The 13,424-nt window shown below is 60.0% G+C and carries 13 protein-coding genes; 9 read left to right on the forward strand and 4 right to left on the reverse strand.

Annotated features, from left to right (window positions below; all coding sequences use genetic code 11):
- The first annotated feature begins 29 nt into the window (after positions 1 to 29).
- From ACMX25_RS14200 to ACMX25_RS14230, 7 genes are all read left to right on the forward strand, one after another.
- Positions 30 to 941 (forward strand): glycine betaine ABC transporter substrate-binding protein, encoded by a 912-nt coding sequence (locus ACMX25_RS14200; protein ID WP_414950579.1) that lies wholly within the window; start codon positions 30 to 32, stop codon positions 939 to 941.
- A gap of 19 nt (positions 942 to 960) precedes the next feature.
- Complete coding sequence (locus ACMX25_RS14205) at positions 961 to 1,815, forward strand: nitrilase-related carbon-nitrogen hydrolase (protein ID WP_414950580.1); 855 nt, start codon at positions 961 to 963, stop codon at positions 1,813 to 1,815.
- A 58-nt stretch (positions 1,816 to 1,873) separates the two neighbouring features.
- Positions 1,874 to 3,175: an aromatic ring-hydroxylating oxygenase subunit alpha gene (locus ACMX25_RS14210; RefSeq protein WP_414950581.1), complete on the forward strand. Its 1,302-nt coding sequence runs from the start codon at positions 1,874 to 1,876 to the stop codon at positions 3,173 to 3,175.
- Positions 3,168 to 4,262 carry an FAD-binding oxidoreductase gene (locus ACMX25_RS14215; RefSeq protein ID WP_414950582.1) on the forward strand — a complete coding sequence of 365 codons (1,095 nt, stop codon included), beginning with the start codon at positions 3,168 to 3,170 and terminating at the stop codon, positions 4,260 to 4,262. The genes ACMX25_RS14210 and ACMX25_RS14215 overlap by 8 nt, the downstream gene beginning before the upstream one ends.
- Before the next feature lie 24 nt (positions 4,263 to 4,286).
- The gene (locus ACMX25_RS14220) at positions 4,287 to 5,654 is read left to right on the forward strand and encodes an MmgE/PrpD family protein (RefSeq protein ID WP_414950583.1); all 1,368 of its coding nucleotides are present in this window, start codon (positions 4,287 to 4,289) and stop codon (positions 5,652 to 5,654) included.
- A 61-nt stretch (positions 5,655 to 5,715) separates the two neighbouring features.
- Positions 5,716 to 7,398, forward strand: coding sequence for an FAD/NAD(P)-dependent oxidoreductase (locus tag ACMX25_RS14225; protein WP_414950584.1), 1,683 nt, complete (start codon positions 5,716 to 5,718; stop codon positions 7,396 to 7,398).
- 48 nt (positions 7,399 to 7,446) lie between these two features.
- Positions 7,447 to 8,688: an NAD(P)/FAD-dependent oxidoreductase gene (locus ACMX25_RS14230; RefSeq protein ID WP_414950585.1), complete on the forward strand. Its 1,242-nt coding sequence runs from the start codon at positions 7,447 to 7,449 to the stop codon at positions 8,686 to 8,688.
- Here the strand turns inward: ACMX25_RS14230 and ACMX25_RS14235 are convergent.
- Positions 8,677 to 9,690: a GlxA family transcriptional regulator gene (locus tag ACMX25_RS14235; RefSeq protein WP_414950586.1), complete on the reverse strand. Its 1,014-nt coding sequence runs from the start codon at positions 9,688 to 9,690 to the stop codon at positions 8,677 to 8,679. The genes ACMX25_RS14230 and ACMX25_RS14235 overlap by 12 nt on opposite strands.
- Before the next feature lie 218 nt (positions 9,691 to 9,908).
- Between ACMX25_RS14235 and xth the strand changes: the two genes are divergently transcribed.
- Positions 9,909 to 10,712 (forward strand): exodeoxyribonuclease III, encoded by an 804-nt coding sequence (gene xth, locus ACMX25_RS14240; protein ID WP_414950587.1) that lies wholly within the window; start codon positions 9,909 to 9,911, stop codon positions 10,710 to 10,712.
- Positions 10,713 to 10,909: 197 nt separating this feature from the next.
- On the opposite strand, the gene ACMX25_RS14245 is transcribed toward xth, so the two are convergent.
- Entirely contained in the window at positions 10,910 to 11,128 is a 219-nt protein-coding gene (locus tag ACMX25_RS14245; protein ID WP_414950588.1) for a DUF2934 domain-containing protein, read from the reverse strand.
- A 275-nt stretch (positions 11,129 to 11,403) separates the two neighbouring features.
- Here ACMX25_RS14245 and ACMX25_RS14250 point away from each other — a divergent pair, with 275 nt between their 5' ends.
- Positions 11,404 to 12,249, forward strand: coding sequence for a formate/nitrite transporter family protein (locus ACMX25_RS14250; RefSeq protein WP_414950589.1), 846 nt, complete (start codon positions 11,404 to 11,406; stop codon positions 12,247 to 12,249).
- A 198-nt stretch (positions 12,250 to 12,447) separates the two neighbouring features.
- Here the strand turns inward: ACMX25_RS14250 and ACMX25_RS14255 are convergent, their stop codons facing one another.
- The gene (locus tag ACMX25_RS14255; RefSeq protein WP_414950590.1) at positions 12,448 to 12,645 is read right to left on the reverse strand and encodes a hypothetical protein; all 198 of its coding nucleotides are present in this window, start codon (positions 12,643 to 12,645) and stop codon (positions 12,448 to 12,450) included.
- A gap of 4 nt (positions 12,646 to 12,649) precedes the next feature.
- Complete coding sequence (locus ACMX25_RS14260; protein ID WP_414950591.1) at positions 12,650 to 13,150, reverse strand: DeoR family transcriptional regulator; 501 nt, start codon at positions 13,148 to 13,150, stop codon at positions 12,650 to 12,652.
- Between the last annotated feature and the right edge of the window lie 274 nt (positions 13,151 to 13,424).

Genomic DNA, 13,424 nt, shown 5'->3' on the forward strand with positions numbered 1-13,424 from the left:
TTGTCCCTTAACCACATTTCGGACCTTCCATGCACACTCGGCTCTCCCGCTTGATTTCCCGCGCATTCATTTTCGCGCTAGGTTTTTGTATCGCCGCAGCATTTGCGTCGACGTCCGCCAGCGCGGCCACGATCACGGTCGGCGGCAAGAATTTCACCGAGCAAGTCCTGATGGCGCAGATGACAACCGCCTTGCTGGAGGCCAAGGGATTCACCGTCGTGAAGAAGGACGGCATGGGCAGCAGCGTGCTGCGCGAGGCGCAGGAAAATGGTCAGATCGATGTGTACTGGGAATACACGGGCACCTCGCTGATCACCTACAACAAGGTCACGGACCATCTGGATCCCGCGCAGACCTATCAGCGCGTGAAAGAGCTGGACGCGAAGAAGGGACTCGTGTGGCTCGATCCATCGAAGGCAAACAATACCTATGGCCTCGCGATGAATCGTGACGAAGCCGCGAAGCTTGGCATTGTCTCCCTGAGCGATTTGTCGAGAGTTCTCAAGGGCGGCAAGGAACTGACGTTTGCGTGCAATTCGGAGTTCTATGCACGGCCTGACGGGCTCAAGCCGCTGCAGCAAGCGTATGGTTTCAGCTTCTCGCCGTCGCAGGTCAAGCGGATGGATTCGGGCCTCACGTATCAGGCGTTGAAGGACCGGCAGGTCGATCTCGCGCTGGTGTTCATGACCGATGGCCGCGTGCCCGCATTCAACTTCGTCGTGCTGCGCGACGACAAGGGTTTCTTCCCGGCCTACGCGCTGACACCGGTTATCCGTAAAGAAACGCTCGACGCAAACCCGAAGCTCGCGGGCATTCTCAACGCGCTTTCCGCGAAACTCGACGATCAGACCATGGCGCGCCTGAACGCCGAAGTGGATGTGTCGAAGAAGTCGGTGGACGACGTCGCCGCAGGGTTCCTGAAGTCGTCGGGACTGATTTAAAACAGGCTCTGGCGCAAACATGAACTATGAACTCGTGGTGGCGGCCGCACAGATGGAAAGCGTGCCGGGTGCGACTGCTTCGAATGTCGACAAACATCTCTCGATGCTGACAGCCGCCGCGGCGGCGAATGTACAACTGCTGGTATTTCCGGAATTGTCACTGGTCGGTCATGGCGCGGGGAGGGAAACGCTGCGCCTCGCCATGCCCGCCAATGATCCCGTGCTGCTGCGCATAGCGGCTGCATGCAATGGCATGCATGCAGTAGTCGGCTTCATAGAGGAAGCACCGGGCGCGCAGTTCTACAACAGCGTGGCCACGCTGGCGCAAGGCCGCGTGATCCATGTGCATCGGAAAATCGCATTGGCGACTTACGGCCAGCTCGATGACGGCAAGTATTTCGCGCCGGGCGATGCACTCGGCGGTTTCGATCTTGATACGCGCTGGCGCGTCGCCACGCCGATTTGCGCTGACCTGTGGAATCCGGCGCTTGTGCATGCCTCGGCGCGTGCGGGCACGACCTTGTTCGCGGCGCCGGTCAGCTCGGCGATAGAAGCCGTCGGGCAGGACTTCGACAACCCGCGCGGATGGGATCTCGCCTTGCGTTTTTATGCGCTGGTCTACGGGACGCCGGTCGTGATGGCGAACCGCGTAGGACGCGAGGGCGACCTGCATTTCTGGGGCGGTTCGCGCATTGTCGGCCCCGACGGTCACGTCATTGCTCAAAGCGAACAGGCGCGCGAAGAACTGGTGATCGCGAGCCTGGACTACGACGCCGTGCGCCGCGCGCGGTTCGCCTTACCCACCATTCGCGACGCCAATGCGCTGAAGATGAATCCGGCTGTTGCATCGGGGCGCATCGTGTCGGATTCGTGATGGGCTTGGTCGTGAACCTGCGCTCACGCGGCAAAACGGCGGCAGACAATAGCTTCACATGAATGTTTCTTGGACGGACATGACGATGTGGGACGCAGCACAGGTTCACGCTCTACTAGCCAGCCGGCGCGAAGGCTTCAGTCTGGCGCAGCCGTTTTATATCGACGAATCGTTTCATGCGCTGGATCTCGATGCGGTCTTCATGAACGACTGGCTGTTCGCGCTGAACGCCTGCGAGATTCCGCAGCCCGGCGATTATCAGACGCTGGAAGTGGGCGAGACGTCGGTTGTCGTGTTGCGCGATCCGCACGGTGAGATCAAGGCATTCTTCAATACCTGCCGGCATCGCGGATCGCGTATTTGCATGGAACCGCAGGGGCATGTGCATCGGCTGGTCTGTCCTTATCATCAGTGGGTCTATGACCTGGACGGCTCGTTGTTGCACGCACGCCAGATGCCGCCTGATTTCGAACGGGACGGTTATGGACTCGCGCCGGTGCAGGTGGAAGTGATCTGCGGCATGGTCTATATCTGCCTTGCTGATCCTTCCGATCCCCACTCGATCACGCCCGACCTGTCGCGTTTTCGCCGCGCGGTGACGCCGTACATCGCGCCGCATCAGCCGGAGCGGACGAAGGTGGCGTGTTCCATGACCATCGTCGAGAACGCGAACTGGAAGCTCGTGATCGAGAACAATCGCGAGTGTTATCACTGCTCGGGCAATCATCCCGAACTGCTCGCTACGCTGGTGGAATTCGCTCTGCCAGATGATCCGCACGGCTCGCAGGATTTTCGCCGGTTGATGGATGACAAAGCGCGCCAGTGGGACAGCTTGAGCCTGCCGCATCTGCCCGCCGACGGGGGCAACGAGTTCCGTTGCATCCGCTTGCCGTTTCATCGCGGCGCGGTGTCGTTCACGGCCGACGGGTCGCCGGCCTGTAGCAAACTGCTTGGTGAATTGACCGAACCGGATCTCGGCTCAGTGAGGATGTTCCGGGTTCCTAACAACTGGAATCATTTCCTCTCCGACCACATCATGCACTTTCGCATCCTGCCGCTCTCGGCAAACCGGACCGAGTTGCGCACGACGTGGCTAGTTCATGAAGACGCGGTGGAAGGGGTGGATTACGACGTCGAAACGCTCGCGTCGGTCTGGCGTGCGACCAACGACCAGGACGCGAGGCTGGCGGCGAACAACCATTTAGGTATTGCATCGAAAGCCTATGCGCCGGGACCGTACGCGCCTTCCGAGTTCATGTTGCGCAACTTCACGAACTGGTACGCGGACAAACTTGCCGCGTATGTTGAACGCGTGAGTTCGAAGCCCCGGACGATTGCATTGCAGGTGTCCAATGGCTAACGGCCTTGGCAGTATCGACGCGCTCGAAGCGCTGTTCCCGGGCACCCCGGATGCGCCCGCGGATCGCGTGCTGGAATGCATCGGCGTGCGGTGCGAATCGCCGGATGTGAAGACGTTTGTGTTCCGCGATACAGAGCCTGATGGACCCCGTTTCGTCGCCGGTCAGGCGATGCTGCTGACGCTCGATATGGACGGCGAGCGCGTGGACCGGACGTTTTCGATAGCATCGGCGCCCGGTATCAATACCGGTAACAACACGCTCGAACTCACGCTTAAACGGCAACGTACAGGCCGCGTCACGCGCTGGTTGCACGATGAACTGAAACCGGGCATGCGCGTGCGTTCGCGTTACCCGCTAGGCAGGTTTCGTCTCGATGCCATACCGCCAGGACCGATCGCGTTGGTCTCGGCAGGATCGGGCGCGTCGCCGTTGATGTCGATGCTGCGTACTCTCGCGCGCCATGCGCCTGGGCAGGATATTGCTTGGTTTCATGCGGCGCGCCGCGCGGAAGATATCTTGTTCGCCGACGAGATCGCTACGCTGCAAACGCACATGCCCAAGCTGCAAGCGAGCATCACGCTGAGTCAGCCCGGACCCGGCTGGTTCGGTTTGCGTGGGCGCGTATCGCGACGGCTGATTGCAGCGGCCATGCGCGATTTTTTCACGCGGGAAGTTTATTGCTGCGGCCCGACGTCGTTCATGGACGATGTCCGCCGCATTCATGCCGCCGATGGCGCCCGGCATGCGCGTTTTCATGTGGAGCATTTCGGCGCAGTGACGGAGGTGGTCTCGACATCCCCGGTAGCCAGCGCGGATCTGGACACAGATACGAGATTCAATATCACCCTTGGCGACAAGCGCTTCACTGCACGTGCAGGTGAAACGATCTTGATGGCTGCGTCGCGACAGCAGGTCGTCATTCCCTGCGGTTGCGCGAGTGGCATCTGCGGAACCTGCAAGCTGCACAAACGCTCGGGCGTGATTGACATGCGCCATCAAGGCGGTCTCTCGCCGCAAGACGAAGCGAACGGTTTCATTCTTGCCTGTTCGAGCCGGCCGTTATCCGATGTGACGCTCGACTTCTAACCACTCTCCGGCAGACCACACGCAATGAACGATCACGTCGGACCATTCATCCATTCGCTTCGTTTCGAAGACCTGCCCAATGCCGTGATCGAGCAGGCGCATTACTGCTTACTCGATCTGCTCGGCGTCGCGGCAGCGGGCAGCAGCACGCAACTCGCACGGATAGCCTGCGATCATGCCGCTGAATTTTTCGGCGCGGGCAGCATGCGCACCCGGCTGCTGTTCGACGGACGTATTGCGAGCCCACTGGGTGCAGCATTGGCCGGCGCGATGACGATCGACAGCTTCGATGGTCACGACGGCCATTCGCTAACCAAGGGTCACGTCGGCGTGGCCGTGTTGCCTGCGTTGCTGGCAATGGCGGAGCTGGACCCGTCCATGGACGGCCGCGCGTTCCTCACAAGCCTGGTGCTCGGCTACGAAATTGGGACACGTGCAGGCATCGCGTTGCATGCGACCAGCAGCGAATATCACACGTCCGGCGCGTGGAACGCCCTGGCCGCGGCAGCAGTTATCGCGCGAGGGCTGAAGCTCGATATAGAGCGCACGCGACATGCGTTAGGTATCGCGGAATATCACGGACCCCGCAGCGACATGATGCGCTGCATCGACTTTCCGACAATGCTCAAGGATGGCTCAGGCTGGGGTTGCATGGCGGGCGTGAGCGCTGCTTTCCTCGCCGAGCGTCATTTCTCCGGAGCGCCCGCGTTGACAATCGAAGCGCATGATGAAAAGGGGTTATGGTCAGATCTCGGGCAACGCTGGATCATTCTCGAACAGTATTTCAAACCGTTTCCCGTGTGCCGCTGGGCGCATCCGGCAATCACTTGCGCACTGCGTTTGCGCGAGACTGAAGTATTCGTGGCGGATGCCATTGAAAGCGTCGAGATAGAGACGTTTCACGAGGCCACCCGGCTGTGCGCGTCGGTTCCGGTCACGACCGAGGAAGCACAGTACGGCGTTCTGTTTCCTGTCGCGGCCGCGCTTCTGGATGGACGCGTGGATGCGGAAACGATAGGACCGGATGGTCTTGCCGACGCGCGTTTTCACTATCTGATTCCGCGCCTTCGTCTGCAGGATTCCGCTGCATTCAGCGCGCTGTTTCCCGCGCAACGTTGGGCGCGTGTCATCGTGCATACACGCGACGGCAGGACGCTTGATTCCGGTCCGATGCAATCGCAAGGCGACCCAGAACGTCCATTGCCGCGCGATGCGCTGCGTGCGAAGTTTCGCGCATTCGCCAATGCGCAAATGGACCCTGAACGGGCGGCGGCCGTGGAGCGTGAGGTGTTCAACCTGACTGAACCTGCGCACGCCCTGAGCCCGCTTCTCGATCTCGTGCTGAGCGCGCCGGAAACGTCGCCCGCGGAAGCGATCAGGTCGGTTTTGTGATCCCGAGCGCAGTGCTCGTCACCTGATAATCGGACAACCCTTCATCGCTCAAGGATTACTCGTGGACCAACCCGTGCGGCATCCTGCCGAACCTTCCGGCCCTGTGGAATACGATCCGGCGTCGGTCGCAGGCAAGCAACCGCCCATCGCAGATGAAACCGATCTGCTCGTGATCGGCGCGGGACCGGCGGGGCTCGCCGCTGCGCTGGCTGCATCGAATCGAGGTGTGCGGGTGACGTTGATCGACGAAAACCCGGTGCCTATCGAAACGATGGGCGAAGAGATTCCGCTGCACTTCGGCAGCCGCATGGGGACGGTCGTGGCAAACCGGAACGCGATGCTCGAAGCGCTGCTGGAAAGCACGCCTGAGCTTGCCGATGCGCTGGAAGCCGGCGTGAATGTGCGTCTTGGGACCGTTGCATGGGGCTTGTTTCCGCAACGTCCCACGGCTGCGTGGATAGACGGCTGCGTCGCGGGTCTCGCGGACGAAGACCGTGCCTATTTGCTGCGTTTCAAACAGGTGATTGTTGCGTCCGGTAGCCGTGACATGGGGCTTGCATTCCCGGGATGGGAATTGCCAGGCGTGATGGGCGCGGGCGCGGCGTATCGGCTTGCAATGACTTATGACGCGCTTAACGCGCGCGTGGCCGTGATGGTGGGCAGCAGTACTGCAGCGTTGCAAATAGCGAATGCGCTCTCCGATAAAGGCGTGCGTATAGCAGCGATTATCGAGCAAGGTGAAGCCGTGATGGGCGACGCCGCGCTACTCGCACAGTTGGTTGCAAAGGGAGCGCAGGTGCTGACTCGCCATGTGATCGAACGGGCCGAGGGCGCTACTGGATCGGGCGATGTCGAGTCTGTATTGGTCGCGGCAGTCGACGCAAACGGGCGGCATCGGAAGGATGAGTTGAAGCGCCTTGCTTGCGACACGGTGCTGCTGGGAGTCGCGACAGCACCCGCGATTGAATTGCTTGAGGCAGCCGGCTGCGAGACCGCGTTCATTGCGGAGCGCGGCGGACATGTCGCAAGGATCGATGAAGTACAGCGGACGTCGTTGCCGTTTATTTTCGCTGCAGGCGATTGCGCGGGGACGTGGGCGGCTAAAAGCGTCGCGCCATCGATCGCTAGACGCGAAGGACGGATCGCGGCGGCCGCCGCATTGAGCGCTTTAGGTGTGAATGGCCAGAAGCTCGCCGATGAAGTGCCCGTGGTTCCTGACACGTCTTACATCGATCCCGCAGGCGAGCGTTGCGCGTGGGTGCGGGCGTCGGTGATCGAAGCGGTTGGCGAGCCCTACGTCTGCCAATGCGAGGAAGTCACGGCGGCCGAGATTCTGCAGGTGCGCCCTCCGCGTTACATCGGCTGGGAAAGCAAGAAGGGCAACGAGCACCCACACACGCTCGCACAACTCGCCGGCGATGGTCCGCCAAACCCTGACATCGTCAAACGGCTCACACGCGCTTGCATGGGGCCGTGCCAGGGACGCCGATGCCGCGAGCAAGTGGCGGCGCTGTTGTCGATCGGCTCGGGCACTGAGCTGGCGGCCATCCCGCTTGCCACGTTCCGTTCGCCAGTGCGCCCGCTGCCGCTGCGGCAGCTTGCGGCGCTGGAAGAAGCGCCCGAACTCGGCAAGCACTGGGACAGCTGGTTTGGAATGGCCTCCCAATGGGTGCCATTCTGGCGGCCCGTGCCGCTGTATACGGCGGCAGGACGCGAGCGCGGCGCGGTCGTAGCGAGCGAATAGGTTTCAATTTAATTTACGCATACGCGCAAGCACGAGGACAAGCAAACCATGACAGCGCAACAGCGCCAGACAGAGCATCCCGTCTCCAATAACGACGCACAGAAGGGTGCCGCGGTCGTCATCGTTGGCGGAGGCGTCACGGGCCTGAGCGCCGGATGGTGGCTAGCCCGCGCCGGCGTGGACGTGCTTGTACTCGATGCAGGCCTGATCGGCTGGGGCGCATCCGGGCGCAACGGCGGCGGCTGCTCGCATCATCACAGTCCGTTGTTCCTGGAAGAGCAGCGGCTCTGGCCGATGATGGACGAGTTACTCGGTTATCCTACGGAATTCCGGCCCAGCCGAATTCGTATCGCGCTCGACGAGCATCAGTTCCAGCTATATCGCCGGGCACTCGATAACGGCGCGTTTCATGGCTTGCGCTCCGACATCCTCGACCCCGCGCAGGTCCGCGAACTCGTGCCCTTCGCGGGCGACAACGTCTTCGGCGGATACTTCTATCACTTTGGCGGCCATGCGAATCCGCACCGCACGCTGCAAGCCTACGCATGGGCAATGCAGGATCACGGCGGGCGCTTGTTGCAGCATACGAACGTGACCGGCTTCACGACGAATAACGGACACATCACTGGCGTCAACACGAATCGCGGCCACATCGCGTGTGATCACCTGGTCCTTGCTGCGGGACTGCACACGGGCGAACTTGCCGCGCAACTTGGCGTGGATGTCCCGCTGGCGAGCGCGCGTGCCGAGATGATCGTGACGGAACCGCTGCCGCCCATGAACATAGGCGGCGTCGACGGCAACGGCCTGTATGGACGGCAGACACTGCGCGGTAATCTCGCCTATGGCGGCGGTCCGCACGAGTGGATCGATCTCGCCGATGCGAACCGCCAGCGGCCTCATTCCACCCCTTTGCAATGCAGTATCGCGGCCCGCGTGGCGGGCTTGTTTCCGAAGGTCGCGCATGCGCGTGTGATCCGGAGCTGGGCGGGTTTTATCGAGAATACGCCGGACGGGCGGCCGATTATCGACCAGCCTGGCCAGTTCGATAACCTCACCCTGGCGACGTTATCGAGCGTTGGCTTCGGGTTGTCGCCGGCGAGCGGTCACGCTATTTGCGATCTCGTGACTGACGGCAGATGCAGCTTTGCGGATCTGTCGAGCTTTGCGCTTGCGCGATTTGCGAATCTTGAACCGGACTGGCGAGCGTTGCAGGGATGGCTGCCGCTGGCTTCGGAGCCCGCCTCACAGCCAACCTCGCAAGACCTGCTCGCAACGCTAGGAGCGTGACTGAGCGCCTCGCAGATCGGACGGACTCGCCTGATACACACGACGCACCCAGCGCGCCAGATGCGAGGGCGAAGCAAAGCCGGTAGCGAGCGCAACGTCGGCGACCGGAACGCTTGAATAGGCCAGCAATTCGTGCGCGCGTTCAAGCCGCAGCTGCACGTAATAGCGTGCGGGCGTGGCATTCAGGTGACGCAGGAACAGGCGTTCAAGTTGTCGCGATGTCATGCCGATGGTCGTCCCTATCTGCGCAATTGGCAGAGGGGCTTCAACGTTCGCCCGCATCAGGTCGATCGCTCGCCGGATGCCTCTTGGCAGGCTGGCGTGATTGTGGTCGCGCCAGCCGCGCTGATCGTCGCGGCCATCGCGGATGCGTTCATGGTGAAACTGGTTTGCCACGCGCACCGCAAGCTCCGCGCCGTGCTGCTCGGAGATCAGGTGCAGCATCATGTCCATTGCCGCGATGCCGCCTGAGCACGTCATCCGGTTTCTATCGATCTCGTAGATCTTTCCCGAGCACAGCAGGTCGCGAAACTCCTCCGTGAACGCCGGCAGGTTTTCCCAGTGAATGGTGCATTGATAACCATCGAGCAACCCCGCGCGAGCCAGCAGATAACTGCCTGTGGACAGGGACCCGATCACTGCCTTGCTGCTCGCCGCGGTGCGCAGTGCGCGCAGATAGCGGGGTTCGAGTTCGGGGTCGAGCCGCAGGCCGCCGCACACGAAAAGATAATCCGCGTGACGCATGGCCTCGGCGAGCGGGCGAGCCTGCAGTTCAATTCCGTTCGAGGCCTGTACCGGCGCTCCGTCGAGACTTGCCATGTCCCATGCATAGAGCGGCTGCGCCGCGAGGCGATTAGCCGAGCGCAAGGGTTCGATCGCGGATGACAGGCTCATCATGGACAGCCCTTCCACCAGCAGGAACACAAAGCGCCGCGTAGTAACAAGCGTTGGCGATTCGGATAGGTGAAACGGGCTTAGCGTATCGACGCTGTCAGGATTCATGGTCCACCGATTGCATTTTTGCGAGTAACGCTTGCGCTGCTGGAACTAAGCGAGCGAGCCTTGACTATCCTAACGCCTTAAAGAAAATGGCGGTTATTTTCTGTATTTTCCTTTAAGTTAAAGGCTCCCGTTTTGGTCGAGTTGCGTCTGGAATCGGCGCAGCACGTTTTTTGCTGGGAGGCCGGGACCTTGCAATTTCTTCCGGGAAGCTTAGGCAAATGAAAATAGCGACCTTCAACGTCAACGGGATTCGTTCGCGGCTATCCGGATTGCTGGAATGGCTGGCTAAGGAAAAGCCCGACGTAGTTTGCCTGCAGGAACTCAAGGCGGCGGACGCCGGATTTCCTGTGAAGGAAATCAATGAGGCAGGGTACGGTGCAATCTGGCACGGCCAGACTTCATGGAATGGCGTCGCGATACTGCAGAAGGGCGCTGATCCGCTCGAAAGCCGCAGAGGCTTGCCCGGCGATAAAAACGATAAACAAAGCCGCTACATTGAAGCGGCCATCGACGGCATGGTCATTGGTTGCCTCTATTTGCCGAATGGCAATCCGCAGCCGGGTCCAAAATTTGAGTACAAACTCGCGTGGTTCGAGCGGCTGATCGAGTATTCGGCAGCGTTGCTCGAGAGCAAACATCCCGTCATCCTCGCAGGCGATTTCAACGTCGTTCCTACCGATGAAGACATCTACAATCCGCGCTCCTGGTTAAAGGATGCGTTGCTGCAGCCGGAAAGCCGCGAATGTTTCGAGCGCCTGTTGAGCCAGGGCTGGACCGATGCGCTTCGGCATGTCTACGGCGACGAACGGGTCTATACCTTCTGGGATTATTTTCGGCAGCATTGGCAAACCAACTCCGGTCTACGGATCGATCACTTGTTATTGAGCCCCGATATAGCGGCACGCCTGAAAGCCGCCGACGTCAGCAAATGGGTGCGTGGACAAGCGCACGCCAGCGATCACGCGCCAACCTGGGTTGAACTGGGTCCAGCTAAGCGCAAGCGCAGTGCGAAGGGGGCGTGAAGGCCGGAGATTATGCGCACACTGTCGACATCAGGCCGACGCGGTCTCGTCGCGCGTCGGCGTGCCGGCCATCTGTAGGTGAATGCTTCGAGGGCGCCCGCGAATCGGATTTTTATGTGCGTCAGGATTCCGATCTTCGGAGGGGATAGGTTCACATTGGCCCTGGGGTCAACCCTTCACGATGGCGAGGATGAGCGCTAACGAGGGGTTTCACTCGCCGCATCATTTTTAACCGGGCGCTCCTCAGACGAATCAAAACTCGCGGGAGAACCGGACGGAAACGCGTTTTCTCCGCCGCCCAAAATCGTTTGAGCCTGGGCCCAATAAATTTCGGCGCCGCCGTCGGGACAACCTGCTTGTTGCCACAATTCGTAGGCCTTGGTACGGATATCGTCTTCGGTAAATGAGTTCGACATAACGGTCTCCAAATATGCAGTAGTAGGTTCAGCCGTGAGTTAGCGCGACACACGAGGGATGCGGATTCAGTTCAAGGAACGCGGCTTGAGCCAAGGGAAGTAAAAGGGACGCGGAGAAGTTAGTGCAATCGGTGTGCCACCAGGAGACGAACTATGTCGACAACACCCAAGGCGTCAGCGTTAGGGTGCAGGCATTTATCGTGCGAGGACGTGCATAAGTCCAACGGGAAATATCGACGCCTGGTGACGAATCATTTTCCCAAGGAATGCAAATCATGCCCGGTCCCAACGCTGGCGCCAGCTCCCCTCATCTCGATGACGGAGAACAGAAACAGGCGGCTCAACATACTTCCCCGCGTGCCCTTGTTATTCATGAAGTGGTCAGGGAGGAGGGCGAAGCCGCGATGGAGCGAACGGCCGGTGCGCTCATCATGTCCGCGCTGGCCGCCGGTCTGTCAATGGGATTTTCGTTCTTGGCGCAGGCCATTATTGAAAGTTCGTTACCCGATACATCCTGGCGGCCGCTCGTCGCGTCATTTGGCTACACGGTCGGGTTTGTCATTGTCATTCTTGGGCAGCAACAGCTTTTCACGGAAAGCACGTTAAGCGCTGTCCTCCCGATCCTGACGCATCGCGACGTGAAAACCGTTGCGAAAACAGGGCGGCTTTGGGTACTTGTGCTGCTCGGGAACGTCGCCGGCACATTGATATTCGCGGCCATGCTCCAGATCCCGGGTGTCTTTTCCGATGAGGTCGTCAAGGCGCTAGGAGCTTTAGCGCGGCAACCCTATTCGGGCAGCTTCATGGTGACAGCAGTGCGTGCGGTGTTCGCCGGTTGGCTGATCGCGTTGATGGTCTGGTTGCTGCCAAGTGCGCGTTCAGCTCGGCTCGTGACGATTCTTTTGATCACTTATATAGTCGGGATGAGCAAGCTGTCGCATATCATTGCGGGCTCGGTGGAAGCGAGTTACAGCGTGATGGTGGGCGCTGCAAGCGTATTGGATTACCTGCGTGGATTTTTTCTGCCCACCTTGCTCGGCAACATGATTGGGGGCATCTCGCTCGTGGCGATCATTAATCATGGTTCCATCGTGTCCGAAATGACGAACCCGGACGATTAACGCGCCACGCTAATGCGTGTACGCGTTACAGGCAGCGTTGAGCTCAAGGAGCTTGAACGAGACGGATGAATTTCAATAATGGCTTTCATTCACGAGACCGAGGCTATCGCGACGAGAATCAGTCTCAGGCATAAATAATCTCGATCCCGTTTCCCGTCACCCAGTCGACGTATTTCTGTTCCAGCCCGGTATCGGTGATCAGGTGATCGATCTTCTCGATAGCGCCGAACGTAGCGAACTCACGCTTGCCGAATTCTTTGAATCAGCGAGCAAATAAACAGACTTGGCCGCGTCGATCATCGCGCGCTTCACATGCAGGTCGATGAAGTCCGGGTATGAAATACCCGCTTCTATCGAGACACCGCCGGCGGCGAGAAACAGTTTGTCGACGAACATGCCTTCAAAAAACGCCGACGCTTTTCTCGCCCGATACCGCAATGGTCTCGGCCTTGAAAATGCCGTCCGTGAGCATGACCCGGTTCGTCGGCTCGCCGCCGAGGATGATGGCGATGTTGAGCGCGGTCGTGACAATGCGCAGGTTCTGCCGCTCCGACAAAGTCCTCGCCAGCTCCGTGGTCGTGGCGCCGCAGTCGAGAATGACCGAGTCACCGTTCGATATGAACCCCGCCGCCTTGCGGCCGATTCGCGCCTTTTCTTCACTGGTCGGAAGTATCCCGGCGTTCCCGGTGTTATAGGCGTCGAGCAGTGCCTTGGGCTGGCGTGACGCCAGACGCACGTTGCCATGCACATGCTCGACGCGGCCGCCTTTCTGCAATTCATCGACGTCCTTGCGGATCTTGGGCATCGAGACGCCCAATTCACTGGAAAGCTCCCATAACTTCACCAGTTTCATGGCCTGCACCATCTCGAAGATTTTTTCTGTTCTAGTCCGCTGATCCATGTCAGCTTTCCCTGCGAAGCCGCCTGAGACACGCGCTGCGTCGACCCGCGTATTGTGCCTCAACCCACCGACCTGAAAGCCAGCGTCGGTGTTTCCCCGATTACTTGCGTTTTTCATTGGCTTTCGAGCGAAACAACAAGAAACTTGAAGGCATGGCATCACAAGTTCCCGGACGAAGATCAATTGAAGCAAGCGTTGCGGGCGTCTGACCGAGGCGGGCCAGGACATCATCGTCGTGGTTGCCGACGCAACATCGACCTCGAAAATTGGCGCG

The organism is Caballeronia eucalypticola (assembly GCF_047608185.1).
Lineage (GTDB): Bacteria > Pseudomonadota > Gammaproteobacteria > Burkholderiales > Burkholderiaceae > Caballeronia.

Excerpts from the sequence above, each read along its gene's own strand:
- ACMX25_RS14200 (WP_414950579.1), top strand. The coding sequence starts at position 30 with ATGCACACTCGGCTCTCCCGCTTGATTTCCCGCGCATTCATTTTCGCG.
- ACMX25_RS14205 (WP_414950580.1), top strand. The coding sequence starts at position 961 with ATGAACTATGAACTCGTGGTGGCGGCCGCACAGATGGAAAGCGTGCCG.
- ACMX25_RS14210 (WP_414950581.1), top strand. The coding sequence starts at position 1,874 with ATGAATGTTTCTTGGACGGACATGACGATGTGGGACGCAGCACAGGTT.
- ACMX25_RS14215 (WP_414950582.1), top strand. The coding sequence starts at position 3,168 with ATGGCTAACGGCCTTGGCAGTATCGACGCGCTCGAAGCGCTGTTCCCG.
- ACMX25_RS14220 (WP_414950583.1), top strand. The coding sequence starts at position 4,287 with ATGAACGATCACGTCGGACCATTCATCCATTCGCTTCGTTTCGAAGAC.
- ACMX25_RS14230 (WP_414950585.1), top strand. The coding sequence starts at position 7,447 with ATGACAGCGCAACAGCGCCAGACAGAGCATCCCGTCTCCAATAACGAC.
- ACMX25_RS14235 (WP_414950586.1), bottom strand. The coding sequence starts at position 9,690 with ATGAATCCTGACAGCGTCGATACGCTAAGCCCGTTTCACCTATCCGAA.
- xth (WP_414950587.1), top strand. The coding sequence starts at position 9,909 with ATGAAAATAGCGACCTTCAACGTCAACGGGATTCGTTCGCGGCTATCC.
- ACMX25_RS14245 (WP_414950588.1), bottom strand. The coding sequence starts at position 11,128 with ATGTCGAACTCATTTACCGAAGACGATATCCGTACCAAGGCCTACGAA.
- ACMX25_RS14250 (WP_414950589.1), top strand. The coding sequence starts at position 11,404 with ATGCCCGGTCCCAACGCTGGCGCCAGCTCCCCTCATCTCGATGACGGA.
- ACMX25_RS14255 (WP_414950590.1), bottom strand. The coding sequence starts at position 12,645 with ATGTTCGTCGACAAACTGTTTCTCGCCGCCGGCGGTGTCTCGATAGAA.
- ACMX25_RS14260 (WP_414950591.1), bottom strand. The coding sequence starts at position 13,150 with ATGGATCAGCGGACTAGAACAGAAAAAATCTTCGAGATGGTGCAGGCC.